13 protein-coding genes are annotated in these 22,831 nt (G+C 33.2%); 4 read left to right on the top strand and 9 right to left on the bottom strand.

Annotated elements, in window-relative coordinates:
* Positions 1-212: 212 nt before the first annotated feature.
* Positions 213-2,393, bottom strand: coding sequence for a YhgE/Pip family protein (locus ABEY15_RS12715; protein WP_429890452.1), 2,181 nt, complete (start codon positions 2,391-2,393; stop codon positions 213-215).
* A gap of 137 nt (positions 2,394-2,530) precedes the next feature.
* Positions 2,531-3,121, bottom strand: coding sequence for a TetR/AcrR family transcriptional regulator (locus ABEY15_RS12710; protein WP_429890451.1), 591 nt, complete (start codon positions 3,119-3,121; stop codon positions 2,531-2,533).
* A 288-nt stretch (positions 3,122-3,409) separates the two neighbouring features.
* On the opposite strand from ABEY15_RS12710, the gene ABEY15_RS12705 reads away from it, so the two are divergent.
* Positions 3,410-4,837: an alanine/glycine:cation symporter family protein gene (locus ABEY15_RS12705; RefSeq protein WP_429890450.1), complete on the top strand. Its 1,428-nt coding sequence runs from the start codon at positions 3,410-3,412 to the stop codon at positions 4,835-4,837.
* Positions 4,838-4,903: 66 nt separating this feature from the next.
* Here ABEY15_RS12705 and ABEY15_RS12700 read toward each other — a convergent pair whose 3' ends face one another.
* Positions 4,904-5,662 carry an SDR family oxidoreductase gene (locus ABEY15_RS12700; protein WP_429890449.1) on the bottom strand — a complete coding sequence of 253 codons (759 nt, stop codon included), beginning with the start codon at positions 5,660-5,662 and terminating at the stop codon, positions 4,904-4,906.
* A gap of 30 nt (positions 5,663-5,692) precedes the next feature.
* Positions 5,693-7,216 (bottom strand): DHA2 family efflux MFS transporter permease subunit, encoded by a 1,524-nt coding sequence (locus ABEY15_RS12695; protein ID WP_429890448.1) that lies wholly within the window; start codon positions 7,214-7,216, stop codon positions 5,693-5,695.
* Positions 7,217-7,407: 191 nt separating this feature from the next.
* Here ABEY15_RS12695 and ABEY15_RS12690 point away from each other — a divergent pair, with 191 nt between their 5' ends.
* Both ABEY15_RS12690 and ABEY15_RS12685 read left to right on the top strand, forming a co-directional pair.
* Positions 7,408-7,989, top strand: a complete 582-nt coding sequence (locus ABEY15_RS12690) for a TetR/AcrR family transcriptional regulator (RefSeq protein WP_429890447.1) — start codon at positions 7,408-7,410, stop codon at positions 7,987-7,989.
* Positions 7,990-8,170: 181 nt separating this feature from the next.
* Positions 8,171-9,391 carry a helix-turn-helix domain-containing protein gene (locus ABEY15_RS12685; RefSeq protein WP_429890445.1) on the top strand — a complete coding sequence of 407 codons (1,221 nt, stop codon included), beginning with the start codon at positions 8,171-8,173 and terminating at the stop codon, positions 9,389-9,391.
* A 594-nt stretch (positions 9,392-9,985) separates the two neighbouring features.
* On the opposite strand, the gene ABEY15_RS12680 is transcribed toward ABEY15_RS12685, so the two are convergent.
* The 5 genes from ABEY15_RS12680 to ABEY15_RS12660 form a co-directional block, all read right to left on the bottom strand.
* Positions 9,986-18,046: an InlB B-repeat-containing protein gene (locus ABEY15_RS12680; protein ID WP_429890443.1), complete on the bottom strand. Its 8,061-nt coding sequence runs from the start codon at positions 18,044-18,046 to the stop codon at positions 9,986-9,988.
* A 985-nt stretch (positions 18,047-19,031) separates the two neighbouring features.
* Entirely contained in the window at positions 19,032-19,433 is a 402-nt protein-coding gene (locus ABEY15_RS12675) for a helix-turn-helix domain-containing protein (RefSeq protein WP_429890442.1), read from the bottom strand.
* A complete protein-coding gene (locus tag ABEY15_RS12670; protein WP_429890526.1) occupies positions 19,430-19,825 on the bottom strand; it encodes a TniQ family protein in 396 nt (131 codons plus the stop codon). Before ABEY15_RS12670 ends, ABEY15_RS12675 begins: the two co-directional genes overlap by 4 nt.
* 96 nt (positions 19,826-19,921) lie before the next feature.
* Positions 19,922-20,746, bottom strand: coding sequence for a hypothetical protein (locus ABEY15_RS12665; protein ID WP_429890441.1), 825 nt, complete (start codon positions 20,744-20,746; stop codon positions 19,922-19,924).
* Between the two features lie 149 nt (positions 20,747-20,895).
* Complete coding sequence (locus ABEY15_RS12660) at positions 20,896-21,603, bottom strand: hypothetical protein (RefSeq protein ID WP_429890440.1); 708 nt, start codon at positions 21,601-21,603, stop codon at positions 20,896-20,898.
* Between the two features lie 990 nt (positions 21,604-22,593).
* Here ABEY15_RS12660 and ABEY15_RS12655 point away from each other — a divergent pair.
* Complete coding sequence (locus tag ABEY15_RS12655; protein ID WP_429890525.1) at positions 22,594-22,719, top strand: DNA translocase FtsK; 126 nt, start codon at positions 22,594-22,596, stop codon at positions 22,717-22,719.
* Positions 22,720-22,831: the final 112 nt, after the last annotated feature.

Here is a 22,831-nt window from a genome sequence, read left to right as displayed (position 1 = left end):
TCCAAAGGGGTTTTTGACTTAATCTTTTTTGTCTAAATCGTGTCTATAAATTGTCTATTTTGTGACATAATTCACATTTTCTGTTGAAGTTCTTTTTTTATGATAAAATAGTCGTCACCTTTTTGCTTCTGTATATTAGGACTGATTAAATAGTAAAAAAGGATTGAAATCTTTTTTTATTAGACTTCAATCCTTTTTATTATTTTACCGTTTTAAGCCTCGATTTCACTTAATTGGTTTTTCTTTGATATTTTGACACGAACTGCAAAAGTTACATTTGTTAGGATAATGAATAACGCTGCAAATCCACATAAATAGTAGACTTGATCCCATACAAACCCTTTGCTAACAGAACTAGAGATTAATTCTCTGAATCCTTTTATCGCATACGTCATAGGTAAATATGGATGAATTGTTTGGAAAAATGTTGGTGTTAATGAAATTGGGAAAGTACCTGAAGTTCCTCCAATTTGTAATAACATCATAACAAACACTAAATATTGCCCTATATTTCCTAATGTAACAGTTAAGAATTGTATTAATGAATAGAAGGTCAAGCTAGTGATAATTGTAAACACTACGAATAACCACACGTTTTTCACATCAAGACCCATACCATAAATTAAAACCATATCTGCTACGATCGATTGCATGATTCCCACGAAGATTAGAACGCTATATTTACTAAAGAACCAAGCTAAACCAGTAGTCGGTGCAATAGAGTTCTTTCTCATTGGATAAACTGAAGTGAACATTAACCCACCTGCAAATAGTCCAATAGATAATATATAAGGTGTTAATCCTACACCATATTCTTTTACATTATTTAATTTATGAGAAACTAGCTCTGTTGGCTCTGCAAAGAATTTATCAGTTTCATCACTTGTTTTAACTTTATTTACTTCATCGCCACCATCTTTTAGGGATTTATGAAGTTCAGTTGTTCCTTTTGTTAAATCAGTTGCTCCTTTTAACAAGTCTCCAGACCCACTATATAACTTATTCGTTCCATTAGATAGTTGTTTAGAACCATCATTTAATTGATTGATCCCTTGGACTAATTGGTCCCCACCTGTATTTAATTTACCTAGGCCTAATGAAAGTAACGAACTTCCTTCACTTAATTCCTTTGTACCATTGTATAAATCATTACTTCCTTGAGCTAATTGATTTGCTCCATTAGATGCTTCTTTCAATTTACTATTAAATAAACTTAAATTTGTATTTAATTCTTTTTGTCCAGCAACTAGATTATTTGAACCCTCATATAATTGACCTTGTGCTGCTGCAATTTGATCAACACCAGTTTTAATTTGATTACTTCCTTTTGAAAGTTGATCTAAGCTATTCGAGATTGCTTGTAATTTCTGTAAATCTTCCTTACTTAATGAACCATCTTGCAATCCATTAACAATTGATTTAAGAGCATCATTAGTAGCACCAAGATTCTTATTAAATCCTGCTTCATTTTTTTGCAATTGAGTTGCGCCAGCATAAGATTGTTTTAGTCCAGCATTTAATTGGTTGCTTCCTGCTTCTAGCTTAGAAGAGCCAGCTTCGATTTTATTACCGCCTTCAGCTAGTTGCGATAGTCCATTATTTAAATCACTAGTACCAGCTTTTAATGTACCAGTTCCTTCTAGAAGAGCGTTTAAACCAGTATTTAATTTATTAGCACCATCATTTGATTGTTTAATACCATCTGATAATTGTGTCGCTCCACTTTTCAGTTTTGTACTTCCATTTTCAAATGTGATCATGCTGTCATTTAATTTTTTTAAATTTTTATTTAAAACATCTGTTCCATCTGTTATTTTTGCTGCACCATCATTGATTTTACCTGCACCATCAGATGCTTTTGTCATGCCATCTCCAATATCTTTGAAATTATCAAAAACTGTTTTAGCATATTGTTCTGTAATTTCCTTTGAGATAGTATCATTTACTTCTTTCATTGCATTTGTACCAATTTGTGCGCCTACATAGTTTTTACCCGCATTCGTGTAATAATTTAATTTCATTTTCTGCGGTTTTTCGTCTAATAGCGTAGCTGCATTTTTAGAGAAATTAGAAGGTAATTCGATGACTAAATAATATTTTTCGTCATTTAATCCTTCCATTGCCTGTTTTTTACTTGTAACTTTCCATTTGAATGACTTATTATCTTTCAATCCTTCTACAAAATCTTTCCCTACATTAAGCTTTTTATCATTAAACTCAGTACCCTTGTCATTGTTAACAATTGCGACAGAAAGTTTTTCTGTTTTATTATAAGGATTCCAATAAGCTGATAAGAAAATTAATGAGTAAAGCATTGGTACAAGACCAATCGCAATGATTGTTGCAATTGTCATTGGCTTCTTAAAAATATTTTTCCATTCTTGTTTAAACACATTCTCACTCCCCTTTTAGACCAATTGACCAAATGTGTATTTTGGTCAATTTACTGCAATTAAATAGTTTAATACCCCCTTTTATAAAAAATAAAAGGTCATACTAAACCATCTTCCCGTTAAACTCATTTTCATGTTTATTCAGGATGTTTATTTCCTATTAATCCAAATAAAATTAATTGCACCATTTTATTAATAGCGTCATCGGTAATATGCATTGGATCTTTATCTAGAACACTTTTTTGTAGATTTAGAATCGATATAATCGTCGTAATCATACTTAAACTTAGTATCGGAATTTCTAAATGAAAATTCGTTTCTTTCGCAAGCATTCTTGACTCTATTTCTTCTTCAATTGGTGTTTTACGATAAATCTGTTGGAAGAAAATTTCTGATAATTCAGGATGTCGTAAAGTTTCGCTAATCAAGATCTCAATTTGATTTCGATTTTTTTCCACCCACTTAATCCTTTTCTCAACATATAATCTAAGCAATTCTTCAATTGAAAGTTTACTAAAGTCCTCTTCCATCCAAACGTCTTGAATATCTGGTTTTACACAAGTAATCAATACATCTAGCTTGCTTTTAAAATACTTATAAATCGTCGCTTCGGAAATTTTACTTTCCTTTGCAATTTGATTAATTGTCGTACCATCATAGCCATTTTTCGCAAATAGTTGTATAGAATTTTCTAGAATATGATGTTTTGTTCTTTCTCCTTTATTCACTATTTACCTCCTTAAAAACCGTTTTTAAAAAGGAAACAAATTTCTTCGGTTTAGCATGAAACAAAAAAGTAAGTGTTTATTTACTTTTCTAGTATATGAATCAAATCGGATTTCGTCAACAAAAAGTAAGTGAACACTTACTTTTTTAATCTTTTTTTAATGTTATCTTTTTTTAATCAACAATAATTAAAAAAATGTTGCCTTTGTCAGCAGAATAATTTATTATTACACTTTGTAGTCAAAATTATCGGATAATTTTGCGAATATTCTTACAAAGGAGAGGGATTCATGACGGAATTGGTTTCAGTACTCAACGACTATTTATGGGCTAAATTACTTGTTATTTTATTAGTTTCAATTGGCCTATTTTTAACAGTTTATTTAGGATTTATTCAGTTTAAATTCTTCCCTGAAATGATTCGATTATTAGGTGATGGTCGAAACAGAGACAAAAGCAAAAAAACTGTTTCTTCATTACAAGCATTTATGATCGGAATGGCTGCACGTATTGGTACGGGGAATATTGCCGGTGTTGCAACAGCAGTGGCATTAGGTGGACCAGGCGCAGTTTTTTGGATGTGGTTAATGGCATTAATTGGTTCAGCTTCAGCTTTTGTTGAAAGTACTTTAGCTCAGCTTTATAAAGTGAAAGATGGTTCTTCATGGCGCGGTGGACCGGCTTATTATATGGAAAAAGCATTAGGTAACCGAAAACTAGGTGTTATTTTTAGTATTTTAATTACTTTATCTTTTGGTCTTATTTTTAACGCAGTACAAGCAAACACGATTGCTGCTTCTATCAATAATGAATTTGGTGTAAATACAAAAACAACTGCGATTGTACTGGCTATTATTACAGCACTAATTATTTTTGGTGGCGTACATCGAGTTGCAAAATTCTCAACTGTTTTAGTACCGATTAAAGCTGGGGTTTATATTATTTTAGCTTTATGGGTTATGATTTCAAATTTCGATATTTTACCAAATGTATTTGGTGCAATTTTCTCTGAAGGTATTTTTACGTTTAAACAAATGTTTGGCGGTGTAATGGGTGCTGCAGTACTTCACGGTATTCGTCGTGGATTATTCTCTAACGAAGCTGGTATGGGTTCTGCTCCAAATGCAGCTGCAACAGCTGACGTAACGCACCCTGTAAAACAAGGTTTTATTCAAGCATTAGGTGTAATTGTTGATACATTTATCATCTGCTCGTCTACAGCAATGATCGTATTAGTTTCAGGCGTTTATAAAACATCTGAGCTATCTGGTATTCCTTTAACACAGGAATCTTTACGTGTAAGTGTTGGAGACTTCGCTGCAACATTCGTTGCAATTTCAGTATTCTTATTTGCATTAAGTACAATTATGGGTAACTATTATTATGGTGAATCAAATATAAGCTTCATGAAGCATTCGAAAAAATCAATTTATGTATACCGTTTTGCTGTAATTGGAATGGTGTTATTCGGAGCATTATATAGCGCTGAATTAATTTGGTCTTTAGCAGATATCTTCATGGGATTAATGGTATTAGTTAATCTTTACGCTATTACGCGTTTAGCTAAAGTTGTAAAAGCTCTATTAAAAGATTATGTTTCTCAAAAGAAACAAGGTTTGGATCCTGTTTTCTCTGCTGATAAAATCGATAACTTACCAGGTCGTGATCAGTTAGAGGCTTGGGTTGATGAGAAGGACGTAAAGAAAAACGTTGGATAATACAAAAAAACCATCATTCATTTGCGAATGATGGTTTTTTGTTGTTTATATAAAATTTGTATTAACCTAATAAGCAGTCCAACCTGCATCACCAGTAATCACAGTACCATTAACAAAGCTAGATTCATCTGAAGCAAGGAATAAAGCAATCTCTGCAATCTCTTCTGGTTTACCTACACGTGGATTAACTCCTAATCCTGTTTGAATACGTCCCATACCAAAATGATTGATATTTGTCATGGAAGAACCGATATTTGTTTCGACTCCACCTGGGGCAATTGCGTTGCATCGGATTCCATTCGTTGCATACATGAATCCAGTATTCTTTGTGAAACCAACAACGGCGTGTTTAGAAGCTGTGTAAGCTGCTCCTGCTCTAGCTCCTTGAAGCCCACCTGCTGAAGCTACATTAATAATCACTCCATGTTGTTTCTCTAAAAAGATCGGTAGGACTTTACGAGTTGAGCGCATTACACTTGTTGTGTTTACCGCAAAAACTCTTTCCCACTTATCATCTTCAATATCACCAGCAGGCTCAAAGTTATCCATAATTCCGGCATTATTAACTAGAATATCTACTGTGTCAAAAGTATTTACGGCAGTATCGATTAAGTTTTGAATATCATTTTCGATTGAAACATTGGCCATAACAGCTATGGCATCTCCACCATTTGATTTAATTTCATCAACGGTTACATTTGCTGCTTCTACATTAATATCAGAAACGACTAATTTTGCACCTTCTTTTGCATAAAGGACAGCAATCGCTTTTCCCATTCCTGAACCTGCTCCAGTTACTACCGCTACTTTATTTTGAAGTCTCATCTTTATTCCTCCAATTAGTTTGTATTGTACTTAAGCTTTTACTGTTACCTTTTTTAAATGAGTTGTCGTCTCTTCAGAAGCTGCTTGTTTACCTCTCTTGATAAAGAAGGAAAGTAGTAAGCCGATAATCCCGATTCCGACAATCACAAGATAAGCATCGTTAATTCCATTTATTGAAGCTTCTTTTATAAGTTGAGCTTGAGTTAAACCTTTAGAAGCTGCAGTAGGAATTAATTCCTGTATATGTGTTTTTGTACGGTCTGTCATAACTGTAACTAGAAGTGATGTACCAACTGCTCCAGCAACTTGGCGAATTGTATTCGTAATGGCTGTACCGTGTGCATTTAATTGCTTTGGTAGTTGATTTAAACCAGCAGTCTGTATTGGCATCATCATTAATGCCATACCGATTCGGCGTCCTGTGGACATTAGAACTAGATAAGTGTAGCTCGTCGAGTCCGTTAGGTTTGTAAAGCCAAGCGTTGTTGCGATTGTAATAATCATTCCTACTATTGCTAGCCATTTAGCACCAACGCGGTCGAATAGTCTACCTGTAACTGGCATAAGGAATCCCATTACTAATGCACCTGGTAATAGTAGAAGACCAGACTCAACTGGTGTGTACCCTCGAGCATTTTGTAAATAAAGAGGAAGTAACATCATATCAGCATACATTACCATTGTTACTGCGATATTAATAACTGTTGTTAAAGAGAACATACTAAACTTGAATGCACGCAAATCAAGTAAAGGATTTTGCGAAACCATTTGTCTCCATGCGAAGAGTACAAGTGATAATACGCCAACAACAATCGTACTAATCACTTCTGAATTTGACCAACCTAGACTTCCAGCACGACTAAATCCATAAAGCATTGCACCGAAACCAATTGTAGATAGTGTAACGCTAAGAAGATCAAATTTTGTTTTGATACGATCGGATACATTTCGTAAATAAATGAATCCTAGTACAATCACAAGAATAGCAAATGGAATCATCCCGTAAAACATCGTCTCCCATTTGTAATTTTCCATAATATAGCCTGCAAGTGTAGGACCAATCGCCGGTGCGAAAATAATCGCTAAACCTACCATCCCCATTGCTCCTCCACGTTTTTCTGGTGGAAATAGTGTCAAAATAACGTTTGTTAGCAATGGCATAATAATCCCCGCACCTGCTGCTTGTATTAAGCGTCCCGTTAACAAGACTGGAAAATCAGTCGCTAGTGCAGAAACAATGGTCCCCGCTAAAAATATAATCATAGATGCTTGAAATAGTTCACGTGTAGTAAATCTCTGCATTAAATAAGCAGTTATCGGGATTAACACACCATTTACTAGCATGTATCCTGTTGTTAACCATTGTGCTGTTGCTGCCTTGATATGAAAATCAACCATTAGCTCAGGTATGGCAACACTCATAAGCGTTTGGTTTAATGTTGCCAGAAAGGCACCTAAAATCAAAATGAACATAATTGGTCCCTTTTTTATCGAATTTGTGTCAATTACAGAAGTTTTACTCAATCCCCCATCATTCCTTTCTCTCTTTATCATGGACATAATTTACAAAGTGTTTAATAATTAACATGATATAAATTACATTATAATTCGTTAGTTCATTCTTACAACCGACAATAATTGAAGAAATGTATTGTAGTTATCACACTTTTTAGTTCTGTAGTTAAAACCAAACTTAATAAACACATTTAAAAGAATTGTAAATTTCATGGAAAAGGTGATTTGATTTGAAGGATAAAACAAAAATAGATCCTAGGATCATTCGTACGCGACAATTAATTAAAGACGCTTTTATCGATCTACTTCAAGAGATGGATCTAAACAAAATTACGGTTAATCGAATAGCCGATCGTGCAACAGTTAATCGAGTTACATTTTATCTACATTATCGAGACATACAAGATATGATGGAAAATATGGCAAACGAAATGGGAGAAAAGCTTGGACACATTATGAGAGGGTCAACAAACATTAAATCTATTGAAGAAACTGATTCGGTGAGACTTTTAAACCTGCTTGAACATATAGCTGAGAATGCAAAGTTTTATAAAGTAGTTCTTGCTTCTAAGAAAACTCCGATCTTCACGGAACAATTATTAAAAATCATTACTGAAACAATCACAAAACGAAGAGAAATTGATTCTTTGCACATTAAGACGGATATTCAAAAGGATATTATTATCTGGTACGGTTCATCAGCTCTAATCGGTACAATCGTATCTTGGTTAAGAAATGATATGCCCTATACTCCTCAATATCTTGCGAAACAATTATCCTTACTTTTTAGAATTGGTAATAAGGTCGAATAATAAAAAAAGGAGAAGGGACTATCTACCCTTCTTTTTCCTATTTTACCTTTCCTTAACATATCTTTAAGTATTACTTCACATACTACACGGGTTTTCTAAATATACTATTTTTGTTGTTAAATGTAGAATTTTATTATTAGGTACTATTTTTAACATCATGGAATGGGAGGAGGACTTAGTTATGTATGAAGGAAAAATCATTAAATTTTATCGTGAAAAGTACAAACTAACACAAGAACAATTAGGCAAAAACATTTGCTCCGTTACCCATATTAGTAAAATAGAATGTGCACAAACAAAGTACGCACCTGAAATTATAAATTTATTATCCAAAAGACTCGGAATTGACATGGAATTAGAAGTAGCTAATTTTATGAATATAAAACAGCGATTACTACACTGGCATGATGTGATTATCATGCAGTTATTTGAAGAGATGGATCAAATTTATTATGAATTTGAAATGGAAGAATTAATCCAAATCTCAGAATATAATGATATGTATCAGTTACTAAGAGCGAAATATTTTCTTGCACATGCTAAATGTAATGAAGCATTTAAAATCATAAAAAAGCTACAAAAGAAAGAAGACAAATTAGCTCCATATGAAAGAAATCTATTGAAGCATATTTTAGGCATCTATTATTTGGCAAAGCAAGAATATGGTAAAGTAATCCAGATTTTAAAGTCGATCGATAATACAGTTTATAAAAATCCTGAATATTATTACCATTTAGCTACGGCATACCATACTCTAAGTGCACCTGTGTTAGCATATTATTATGCTGAAAAATCTCATCTGTTTTTTAAACAAATCAATAACTATCTCAGAGTTATTGATGCTGAAATGTTAATGATCATTCAAGTTCAAGGTGACACATTAGATGAAGAGATTATCAGCCGTTTTAAAAATTTGATTAGAAGCTGCGAACTATGTAATGCACCTGATCGAAAAGCAAAAGCTTTGCATAATTTAGCTTATGAATATTTAAGAGGTAAAAAATATAAGGAAGCAAGAAAATATTATAAAGACTCTATGTTACTAAAAGATCCTGAGTCTTTATCTTATTTATTATCATTAGAAGGCTATATCCGTAGCTCTTTTGAAGAAAATTATTCAAACGTAGAAGAGTTAGTTCAAGATGCTGAAGCTGGATTGTTCGTAGCGAAAAAGAATAATTATATTTTATATATCCATTTATTTAAACTTTTACTTTATTTATTAAAATCCAAAGAAAAAGAGTATCATAATTATTTAAATAATAAAGCGTTACCAATGTTTATTAAAAATGGTTTTACTTTTTTAGTGGAGCGTTCTAAGAAGGAATTATTTAATTATTATAAAAAGATGAATTTAAATGAACAGGCAATGGAAATTGCGCAGTTAATTGTCAATGCTTAAGAACTTATATATATTTTATATATTTTGGATAGCTGGCCTCTTCCTGAGTGCCGGCTTTTTATTTTTATTTAACTGTTTTAAGGCTTTTATTATGTTGCGATTTACTTTTACAAAAAAAAGAAGACAAGAATACTTAATTTTATTCTTGTCTTTTATTATTTTTAAGGGAAAGTTTTTTGAAAAAAGTCAATCTAATCGTATCACTTGAGAGAAGGGTGTTTATCGATCTTCTCAATATCTTAAACACCCAATCTAAAATTTTTCATGCTGATTGCTGTATTTCTTTACTTACATTTTAATGACCATAACGCTTGACCAGTCGCTATAGATTTTCTTCGATCCAATCAATTTGTAAGAACGAATTTTGTAATAGTATGTTTTACCTTTACTTAATCCTTTGTTTGTGTATTAGCTTGTTATCACGCTACTTAGGTGAGTATATGAACCTGTTTTTGAAGTTGATTTAACAATTTCATATCCTGTTGCACCTGAACTTTACATTCAGAATCTTTGTACCATCCAGCAAATGTTTGAATTTTCGACAATGATTCAAATTATTTCGAATCATTGTCATCAATTATATTATATTTTATTTCATTTTGGTTGTGTATGTTCTAATACTTTGACCTTTGTTGCAGAACTTTCATTTCCAGTTGAATCTTTTGCATAGATAGATAACTCTGTACCTACTTTTTGTTGTTTAATTTGAATACTAAATATTCCTTTAGAATCCGCTTTTCCTGTTGCAATTACAACATCATTGATTTTTACAGTAATTGTTGCATTTGCTAAAGTTGTTCCTGAAATCTTTGGATCATTTTCATCGATTTTGTTAACGATTGGTTTATTTAGAGACCATTTTGCGTACATTGTTGTGTCACTCGTTACTTTATCAGTTGCAAAATTCCATGGTGTTTGACCTGCAGCATCCTTGTACCATCCAGCAAAAGTGTAACCAGTTCTTGTTGGTACAGTTGGCTGAGCAATCATAGTGTTATAATTTGCTTTTATAGCATCTACTGCACTTCCACCTTGGCTATCAAATTTAACTGTGTACGAGTTAATGTTCCACTTAGCAAATAACTCTGTATCTGCTGTTACTTTATCTGTTGCAAAATTCCATGGTGTTTGACCTGCAGCATCTTTATACCATCCAACAAAAGTATATCCAGTTCTTGTTGGTGCTGTTGGTGCTGTCATTGTTGTGTTATAATCCACTTTCTTTGTTTCTACTAAGCCTCCATCTTGCTTGTTAAATTCTACTGTGAACTTATGAACTGACCATTTTCCATAAATTGTTTTTGCAGAATAAATTGAGTTTGTGAAATCCCAAGGAATTGTGTGATCACTATCAATAAACCATGATAAATCGTAACCGTAAACTACTGGTTCTGTAATACGACGTGTAACGATTTGGTCTTTTACTTCAAATGGTGCCTTATCACCTGTTAATACGAAATGAACGTTGTACCCATTCAAAACTTTTTGTTGAACTGATACATCAGCATAATCCTTCGCACTAATCGTGATATTGAAGTCTCCAACTTTTTTGAAGGCAGACTTATCAATTGTCAGAGTGCCGTTTGTTGCATCGATTTTGTATGTTAATGAATCAATAACTGAACCGCCAACTTTGATACTTGTAATCGCATTTGCCCAATCTTTATCACTAAATTCTAGTGTGATATCATTACCTAAAGCATTATCAGTTGTATCTGGTGATACGATTGATGTTGCCAATGCATATTTAGCATAAAGTGTGATTGGTTTTGTTACAATACTTGCGAAATCGTATGGTGTTGTTAATGCTTCATCACTGTACCATCCCATAAACTTATAGCCTACTTTAGTAGGATCAGTTGGTTTTGTTACACGAGAGTCAACGATGACTGGTGCAACAGAATCACCACCATTTGATTCGAAGTTTACTTGGTAACCGATCAATTGATCGATGACAATTGCATCTCTATAACCTTCAGACGTAATTGTCACATTAAATTTTTGACCAGCCTTGAATAACGACTTATCAAGTGTGAATGAACCCTTATGAGTATTTGAATCATAAGTGATTTTGTAATCCGTTCCAAGTACTAAGTTTTTCGAACCAATACTTACTTGTTTGATATTGTTTTTCCAAATTCCATCGTCCGTGAATGGTAATGTGATGTCGCTTCCAATTACATTTCCTAACACATCTTTTGAAACTGTTGGTGCTGGTTTTACCCACGAAATATATACATTCGTATTATCCGTAATAACCAATGCTTTTGATTGATCAATATCTAAAGCCGCTCCGCTAGTACCTGAAGCGTTTGAATACAATTTTGGCATAATTGTCAGATCGCCATTTACTAATTTAGCCGCAGCTGAATCCATACTAATTCCGTACATTTTTCCATTGATAATACTGTCGTAGAAGAATGTGTCGTTTAGATTCTTTAATGTTCCACCGTTTAAATCAATGTGACGTCTGTATCCTAACTTTATGTCCGGAATTGTAACCGTTTGACCACTAATTGATGTGATTGTGATTTGGTATCCAGCAGTTGGAGTGAAATTGATATACGGTGCTGCACTAAACGCAAACTTCTCCGTTGGATGATCTGCTGCATACTTCTCTGTTGCTGTTGTGAATGAAAATGTTCCATTTCCACTACCATTTCCTGTGAATGTATACGTGCTTGGATCGATTTGCTCTGTTGTTGTTGTCGCTTCTCTCGCTCCATCTGGTTTTAATTTATAATACGTTTTTTCGATTTTTTGAATATCATTTTTACTTGTTAACCAAGAAACATTCTTCGTGTAATCTGGAATTGTGACTTGTAGGTCACCTTCACCAAGGATCCAACCTTTACCACTTACACTAGATGTATTTCCGTCAAATTTTGGCCCGTTAGGATTTGATGGGTCAACAAGTGAATAGTTTTGTGTCACATTCATTTGCCATTTTGCATAAACCGTCTTATCTCCAGTTAACATAGCATTTGAATCAAACACACTCGTATAAGCTGAGTCATTGTACCATCCCATAAATTTGTATCCCGGTCTCGTTGGAGTCGGTGTTGAAGATGAAATATAAAAATCAGAACTATTAGGTCCAGTTTTGTTTCGACTTGGGTTATATGAGACCGCCGTAGTTGGAATCGCTGAACCACCTTGACTATCGAATGATAATGCGTATCCGACAGGTTGTGCAGCGGTAGGTGTACTACTTGTATCACCAGTATATTTCCCGATCGTTACTCCTGGATAAATCGTACCATCCGTACCTGTTGAGTACACAACAAATTGATACGTTTGCGGTAAGTAGTTTGCCCCACCAGGATTAATTAGCGCTGTATTGATTTGAGCTGACGTACCAACTGCCGAATTTGTTTTAAATAACTCTTTATTAAAAATAATTTTACCTGATTGTGTGATGTCATAATACGAACTCGGTACATCAATTGTTCCTGCACTCGCATTATATTGACGCATCGTGATGCGATTAATACCGTTTCGCCAGTTTGCATCATCTGTAAATGTAACCGTTAAATCTTGTCCGATATGCGCCTTTGCTCCGTCCTGTACAAGTGAAATTGTAGGCGTTGAAATTGGGATTTCAGACACTGTAAAGCTTTTCGTTACATCTTGGTACCCAGTTGCTTTGATCGTAACATTGTACGTTCCTGCTGTTGCGAATAATGAACCTGGGAACGTAATTTTTGACGGAACTGTAGTGTAACCTTTTTGTGAGTCAAAATACGTATAACCCTCTTTAATCGTTATGTTACTTGTTACATCTGTAGATCCAAGTAATACTTTCGTAATTGCTTTTCTCCATACTTCATCATCTAAGATGTAACTATTATTTGGTACAAGTGAAATCGTAGCACCATTTTTTAAGTCTTGTAACATTGGCACAGTTGAGGACGATGTAGTTTGTAATGGTCCTGCGAAATTTAATTTAGTCATTACAGCAGATAAGTTATCACCAGCTTTTAAACTAATCGAACCACCATATGTCGTTGTAATATCTGTATCTTTATCAATCGTTAATTGTGGTGATGGTACAGATTTTCCTGAACTGATTGCACTTTGATTTTGTTTTCCAAAGTTTTTGAAAATAAAGTAGAAGTCATTATAATCAATTACTGCCTGTCCAAAACCACCCGGTGCTATCCAACGAATATCCGCATTGCGGTTCGCAGCAAGGAATGCATTTTTAGCAGTTGTACCTGCTGGTACTGGATTGCTTAGAGACGTTAAATCTTTCCAATTATAATATGTTGTGACTTCTGAAACCAAGTCTTTCATATCGATGACATCATCGCCATTTACATCTCCACCTAATAATAGAGGTGTTTGACTTGATGGGAAATCATAGCTACTTCCGGATTGGTACCCATATCGGCTATTCCCAATTGCAGGTGTTTTTTGATAACCTTTAAAATGACCTGGCATCGAAACCTCTACTGAATAAGGTTTGTCACTTACATCTGCAACTACCCCATACGTACCAGTTTGATTACCTTGATATTGAATACTGTTGTTATTATCTGAATTTGGTGAATCTGTTGTAAACGTGTTTCCTTTGTCATCAGTTACAGTTACTTTCCCTAATGATTCTTTCGTGATTCCTGTGAAGCTTCCACTTAAACTGTTTGCCTTGAAGGATTCAGCGAACATACCGCCTGTAATACTTGATTTTGCTGCTTTCACATATGGCCAATTCTTCATAAATGTCGGAACTTTTGAATCGACGCCAGATAAGTTTAATTTTGAATTATAAACAAAATAACCTATTGGTCCAACAAGTGAAGAGTTTGAACTAGAATACGTTACATCGATGTCAAATAAGTTGATGTTTTGATGGTCAGCATCGAGTGCTCCTGTTGCTCCAACATTTGGAATCGTTACATCCGTTGATGTTCCACCATTTCGATTATCATCATACGGTGCTCCAATCGTTAGAGTAGGAGGTGTTATTCCTTTACTATTTAAATAATCTTTATATTCTTGTGAAAGACGGATATTACTAAATGTAAATATATTACTATTCAACGTTAAACTTCCGCCTGTCATACCTAAAGCATATTTTGCCGCAATTTTACCATTGAATGGCTTATCCTTTTGAACAACTGTTTTTCCTTGGCCTTCAAGCGACTGGTCTACTCCACCTGTTGATTGTAACGTCAGATATGGGGAGCCTTTTTTAATAAAGTAATACATTTGTTGTGTCGAGTTAACATCGCCAGCCTGTGCATAGTCTGACGGATAGAGCCAAAATTCGCTTCCTTGTGGCGTAATATCTTCTTTAGAAATACCAAAATTGAAACGACCTTCTGCATCTGTACGGAAAATCTTACTCACAAATGGTCCATCTTGGTATCCCCAAACCAAATTCAACCCTTGGTCAACAGGAGCTTGTTTATTTGGATCTTCAATGTCTCGTACCGATGTCTCACCATTATTTTTCATTCGATCGACGTTTGAATCATAAACCTTACCATAGAATTTTTTGATTTCTTGTCCTGGTTCCCAACCTGTTGGATCAATTTCATAAATTCCTGGTTGAGAATCTTGATCCATTGTAAGTGTTGGTGCTTGGTAATCGACATAAAGAGTATCTTCTTTTTTGTATTGTTTTCCATTTGCGTCTGTCGCGATCATCTCAATGGAGTAAGCACCATCTTTGATGACAGCTGGTGTTGATGAAATACCTGATTGATCCAACGAGCCATTGTAGTCTTTTGTAAACGGTAGGTAATTTCCTCCACTTAACATGTAGTAAGGACCATATACAACTCCTGGCCCTGCTCCATTAATCGGCATAGCATTTTGAATAACACCTAAATATTTACCGTCTTGATCTTTTAATAAGATATAAAGACTTTCCATTGCACTGTTCACAGAGAATGTATAACCTGATGCTGGTGCGCCCATATTCGGGTTATAGTTTCCTGTGTATCTTTCTAAACCAGTCATTGCCTTAATATCAACTTTAAAATTAAGGCCTTTTTCAGAAATCGTAATCGTGAATGGAAGTCGGTAGTGTTCTGTTGCATCATTTGCATTGACTAAATTTACATATCCTTCGTACGTCCCATCTTCAGCATTTGAAGGAACCGTAATTTTTGCCGATGCTTTAACTGTGTTTCCTCCATCAACTGTAATGCTTTGTGCGTTTGAACCATTTACTGACACATCAATTTTCACATCATTTCCAGTTCCAGGTCCAACTTTATTTGATTGAGCAAATTTTGTTGATAGAAACTCAGTGCTAACTTTAAATGTTTTGCTTCCAGTTCCTGAATTGCTCACGTTAAAGTCCTTTGATTGAACAACATCATCCGAACCATTTGTTGCGCCTTCTCCGCGTCCCTTAAATCCAAAATTTAGACTTCCAGTGATATCGTCAACTTGGACGATCTGATCTGGACCATCTGAGCTATCAACAGTATTGGTTTTATCTAAAACTTGAATTTTGATATTAGCATGAACTGCTCGGTATGCATCAACACGGCCCGCACCAACTTGGTATACACTGTATGTTTTTGAATCCGTATTAATATCTTTTGCTGTATTCATTAACGCAGTTTTTACATCTGCCGGCGTGTAATCAGGATGTGCTGCTAACACTAGTGCACTAATACCTGCTACATGTGGCGTAGCCATTGATGTACCGGACATCGATTCGTATGAATTTTTATAATCTTTTTTCTCATTTGGTTCCCACACATCATATGGAACAGTTGAAAATATATCTACACCAGGTGCTACAATATCCGGTTTAATTGTCCAGTCTCTTACTGGTCCTGTTGAACTAAAGCTTGCAAGTTCATCCCCTTTTACAATCGTTGGAGCATCTAAAATTGTAGGGAATGTAATACTTGCCGTTTCTGGTTTTGCTTTAATTGCATCAACAAGTGCTTTTCCTTGTGCATTTGTTAAGGAAATTGAATAAATATTATCCATATTCACACCTAGGAAACTTGGAATGTACCCGCTCGTTTCAGTATCATCCCTATCATTCCAAATCAGCATTCCTTTAGCTCCTGCAGCTTTCGCATTTGCCATTTTAGTTGACAAATAATCACCACCGCGTTTAACTAATGCAATTTTACCGGCCATATCTTTACCTGAGTAATCATCTGGCGTCCCTGAACCAACATCAACTATTGGTAATGTTTGGCCTTTAAACTCATTATCTGCTTGTGAAAAGTCTTTTCCAAATAAATGCGCTGGGTACGAAGTTGTTCCAAACTTTACTGTTAATGCCGCAATTTCTTCTTGAATCGAGCTTGCACCAACTGTGATCGCTAATGGAGAACTTCCTGGTGATCCAACAGTCGCTTGACCTGGTCCTGCATTTCCTGCAGCTACCGCACAAACAACTCCTTGTAATGTAGCGTTGTTTATTGCAACACTTGTTGGGTACAATGGATCATTAACGTTTGCACCTAGTGAAAGATTAATTACGTCCATATCGTCTTTTACCGCTTGATCAATCCCATTAAGTACGGAATCTGCTGTTCCACGTCCACCTGGACCTAATACACGGTAACCATGGAGTTCAACATCTGGCGCAACACCATTTGCCGAGTACCCTGCATTGTTAGACGTTGTGTTCGCTGCAATTGTTCCAGAAACATGCGTTCCATGCGATGTTATATAACTTTTATAGTTTGATGGTGGCGGACCTATTAGTGGATTTGGATTTTCTTTATCATTTAACCAATCCTGGTAGGTTGTTTCCATTGGATCATGGTCATCAACATACGTGACATTTCCATCACCATCTACTTCTGAATTGACAAAATCGTGTCCTTCATAAAGATGACCGTTCGCATCATGTGTTACTTTATATAAATCAGGATGATTGTAGTCAATCCCCGTATCAAGGACGCCTACTTTTACTTTTTGCCCAGCACGAGGACCAGACTTGATTACTCCAGTTGTTCCTTCTGCTTGCAGTTTGTCTGCTCCGACTGTTTTCAGACCTTCAGTCATTTTTCCAGTTGTTGCTTCTGCTTGTGTAGCCGCTCCTTCATCTACATTAAAATCCATCACTGGCCAGACAGAAGCCACTTCTTGATTCTCCGCTATCTTCGTCACGAGGTTTGTTGGTACAGATAATAAAACCCCATTAAAACTATCCTTATATTCCTTATTAATTTTTATATCCAAATTTACTGGTTTTCCACTGATAACTTGTGAAGTTGGTTGTGCATTTACAAACTTTTTAAAGTTCGCATGTGATGCCTCTACTTTATTTTTTGCTGCTGAAAATTCAGATGCGAAAGCTTGTGTATTTGCTGTCGCTCCACCTTTTTCTAACGAATCTTTGATGATTTGGATTTTTGCTGGGTCAGTTTTAAATTGAACAATAACATCAATGTTTCCACCTTTACGTAAATCCTTTTGATCAACACGGATTTTTTGTGTGTTATCCGCTCCAGTTAACTTATTAATGTTTGCTTTTTGTTCTGGCGTCAAGCCTGCCAGAATTCGGTTCACTTCATCTGCTGTAAATTTTCCATTCGATGGACTGTTTTGATCGATATTCGACTCTGCATGTGCAAGTATAGCACTTTGAGGTAATACAACATTTAGTAACATTGCACTACTTAAAGCAACAGCCGATAACGTTCGTTTCTTTTTCTTCTTGCTCATAATTCTCCCCCTACAAAAGTACTGATTCCGAATAAGTATTTAAGTATTTAAAATATTCAAACACTAATCTACAAATTAATCATACTGTAAAAAATCAGTAAACTATATTGGGGGAATTTGCAGTAAAATGTCATCAACTGGCGAAAAAAAACGTCTCATTATCTATAAAAAGAAACTAATTTAATAGTTTTTAACGGCTAGAAGATCAGTTTTCATCCTATAATTAGTTCCAAGTCAAATTTGGGGGAATTTTCAATATTTTATAAAACTTTTCGACTTAGCTTATGGGTTCAACATTTTTTCCATTATTAAAAATTACTAATGACAATAATAATTTATTTATAGCCTTAAAATATAAACGTTTGTTTGCTTGTCCTGTTATTAAGAAGGGAGAAATAATTTAAAAATATCGAACAATAAATAATAAAAATCCACTTAAAACACTGATTCAATGTTTTAAGTGGATTATTTTATACCTATAAACATGTGATTTGAACCATAATCTTGCCATTTATTTACCCATAACTTTGCCAACCCTTGGTATTAAAAATATTATTAGTGGTTTAATATGTAATTAATTCAATTTGATTGGATTTAATAATCAAGTATATATATTTAATTGATAATTTATTAAACTTTAGGCAATTATATGATTCAATAAAATAGTTCTATTTCTTTTTTCCAGATTTCTCTAAGTACCGGATTACGTAGACAATTTGGAGAAGGTAATATTTTAATAAGAGCTACTTGACTAGCGTATATCCCTTCTTTATGCAATTTTAAAACAGCATTTCTAACTTCATTCTTGAGTCTTTCATCATTATTCCTTTTTAATTCTTTTTTATAAGAAGAATACCTTTCTACAACTTTCAATGATAAATCAGGATAATATTTTTTTGCATCACTAATACTAATAAAAATTTATCGGAAAACTGTTGTAAACCTATCGGTGGTAATATTTCCAATGCAATTAATAGGCTCTTTTCTATCTTGTTTTTTTATGGTTTAATATTTTTTCATTTTGCTTTAAATAAATATCACTAATCTTTTTAGATAAAATCGGAAAATTTTTTTTTGCTGTTCTTTCATCAAAACTATGTTCTCTTGAAAGTTTAAATAGTCCATTATTATAATTATTGTTTATCACATATTCTAAATCTTTTAATTTTATTCCACTTCTCACCATAGAGGGTTTTTGAAAGTTAATATTTATATCGAGATCTAAACAAACCAACTCATAGATTGATAGATTTAATTTTTTACAAATTTGAAATAGTGACTGCAAAGTAGGTTTTCTAGTACCTTTAATCCAAAATTGAATCACTGCTCTATTCACATCTAAATAACTAGCAAACTGGATATTGCTTCTAAAATTGTTCTCTATCATAATTTTTTTAATACTGCCCCTATTTTCAAATTAGTAGGCAACACATTTATTTTTGGTGCATTTGTTAATAAAGACTTAAATGAATTTATCAAAAAGCATTGATATTCAGTTAAATTAATAGTATTTTTTTCGTAATTGCTACCAAGCCACGTAAAGCAATATTGACAATGACCAACTGAATAATCTCTATGTAAGAATTGTAATTTTTTATCACATTTCGGGCATCGATCTTCTAACTTAACCTGATGTTTATCGCAAAATTCAATATCTTTAATGGACCAGATAAGTGGTTCATATATCTCATCGCCTTTGATTTTTAGTTCCTCTAAACAAGATGTACACCATTTTCTGTAATTATTAATTAAGTTGCTTGAAAATAAACCCTTCCACATATTCAACGTTAAAAAACCTATATCTTTTCTATTTGTTAATTCAGATCAGCTCCCAAGGAATTGTTATTATTTTACTAATTTAGACAATAAATAAACTTAATTAGACAGGTCTATGGCACATGAAACTTCATAATTGGAATCAGGTCGTTTAAAATATTTGAAGTTTTTTATGTTGCTAGATAAGTAACCTAATCCAATGACCATATCACATAATTGATTTTTAATAATATCTTCTTCGTCAATCTCTTTTAAATTATAGTCAAACTTGATAATCGAAAAAATATTATTAGTTGATAAGGTAAAGCTAATAACCTCACCAAAAGTCGATTTCTTTATATTATCTGAAACTAATACAAGAATAAATAAACCAAAAGACAACTGAGTAATACCATCATTCACTGCATCAGCTATATATTTTACTTCTGATGAAGTTCCTGTAAAAAATGAAATGAAAATTATTAAATACAATATGAAAGAACCAATATTTAAACATTTTTCGGGTATAAATTTCGGGAAAACCTTTATGAACACTTCTCTTAATGCAAAAATAAATGGAATCATTTGAGCAAACGCTGTAATTTTAAAATACCCTTGTATAAAAGGTAAAACAAAGTAAACGGCTACCCATATAACCAAAGTAGGTATAATGTAACCTACAATTATCACTCTTATCCAATTTATTTTGCTTATACGTAATATTTTAAATTGTAATATAAGTATTGGATACATTAGAGCAATAATAATAGGAATTTGTTTTAACTGAAGAGGTGATTCAGTTAATCGGTTAATTTCTTCAGAAGTAGTATGATAAATATAATCATATAATGATACATACAGATTAAAAGTACCCATTACTATAAAAAAGGTCCCCAGTAAACCAAAAAATAAAGTATTTTTATTGAATATTATTTTTTCAAACACTTAAAAGCCTCCATTTATTTACAATATTTTACCATCTGATAACTACGATTAAAGTATATAAGAATACAAAAGAATGTAAATGAATTTTTAAAAATTATTTTTTCATACAAAAAACCACTAATGCATGTAGCATGAGTGGTCTACTTATATTAATGTTGATGACGAGGACAACGACTATTCCATTCCTTTAACTTACTGTATGGTATTTTAGCAATACAACCATCCATAATACATTTTATGTATTTTTTATCCGTAGTAATTGATTGTGTTTCGCTTTTATGAACAATATCGTTTACATTCATTTTTAACGCTGGATATTTCTTATCAATTATTTTTGACTGACTTTCTTTTGAGCATCCGAATCTACATGCGCCACATGAACATATAAGCCACTCACAATTTGAGCATGTACTATAAATAAAAGAATTCAAGAAAGCTCCACAACTCCAACATCTAGTATTTCGTATTTTACCTTCCTGATATAAATTAGTCATCTTTTCAAAAATACCAGAGTCTTTTAATTTCTTATCTATTGCTTGTCTTTCCTCTAAGCTTTTTTGAATTAATTTTTCCTTTTTCTTTTGGTCTGCATCAAAATCTTGTTTTGTTAACTCAGGTATATATTCCATAGTAAAATGATAACCTTTAAATAATGATTCCCTTTTTTTTACAATAGCGTACCCTTCAACTTTTTCTTTTGATGGAGTTGAACCTAGCAAACCCTCATTTGAATAAAATTCAATTCGTTCTTTAATTACATTATATATTAATTCTACGATATTTCCTTCATGAGTAAGGAGTGCAGATTTATTATTTTGCCCTTCCTTAATTGAGTTAACAAGTTTGTTAAATTTCACTATTAGATACCTCTCATTCAAACTACCTAATTTAAATATTTACACTATTCTTAATATTTTTTTTTTTAGATTATTTGTTATTTCGAATAGAATACTCGTAACATAATAAAAACCACTAATACATAAAGATTTTTGCATTAATGGTCTATTTAATTATTAATTAATTATTACATTTGGTAAAGAACTTTTTATTCAATAACGACTTTATTCTGTATAAAAGTTAATCGATTACGAATAATAACTGCGCCAATTTCTTTATTATTTCCACTTAATAACCAAAATGTTAATGCTTAAAGCTATTGCAAAAAAATCAAAACAACCTATTAAAAAGAATCTTACTAATTATCTCTAGGATTATATTATTTAAATAACCCTTCCGATTACAAAAAAAATCAACATTAACTTCAGGAATTGTTCAACTACCGCAGCGAATATTTGCAAAATCTCACAAATACTCCAAGAGATATGAATGAACAATGTATGCATTGTAAATCGTAACTCCAAAGTACAATACTCCTATTCTTTTCATGGTGGTATCCCCCTCTGATTTTTAATTACTTAGTAAAATCCTAACCATATTTATTCTACTTACTAATCAAAGAGTCATGTCTTAGTTAATTATCTTGCCCCAATAACAAAATCGGCTTTTCAGCCGACCACATTGTTCAAATAAAGCTCTCATTAGTTGAACAACAAATAGGAAACGGTTCTTTTTAGTTTAAAGAGTTAGATAATTAAGGAGTTTCCTATCCTTTTCTTCTCTAATACCTCTACCGTTTACTTTCCTAGTTTCACCATCAAAATATACTGTAATATCTCCTATCAAATTATTATCATTCACTTTAATTGAAGAACAGAAAATTACTCAAAAAATAAATGAAGCTGAAAAGATATTACAACTTACAGTAGTGGAAAATGCAGAAAAGACAAATGGGAATGATGAACTTTTGGAAGATGCAATTAATTTAGTGAAAGAAGAAAAAGGAGCTTCTGTGTCTTTATTATAAAAAAAGATTTAGGATTGGATACACAAGAAAAGCTCGACTTATCGATCGTTTAGAACAATTGAATATTATTGGATCTTACGAGGGAAGTAAAGCGAGGGAGGTACTATAAATAAATTAAATAAAAAACAGGACCTGGTTTCCTCCATGTCCTGTTTTTTAAGTTGAAAGGTATTAGTAAAAACTCCCTGATAGTTATTTAGATTGGCTTCCGAGAGGTCGTC

This window comes from Gottfriedia acidiceleris, assembly GCF_050457485.1.
Lineage (GTDB): Bacteria > Bacillota > Bacilli > Bacillales > Bacillaceae_G > Gottfriedia > Gottfriedia acidiceleris_D.
This window is presented reverse-complemented; position numbering and strand designations above follow the sequence as displayed.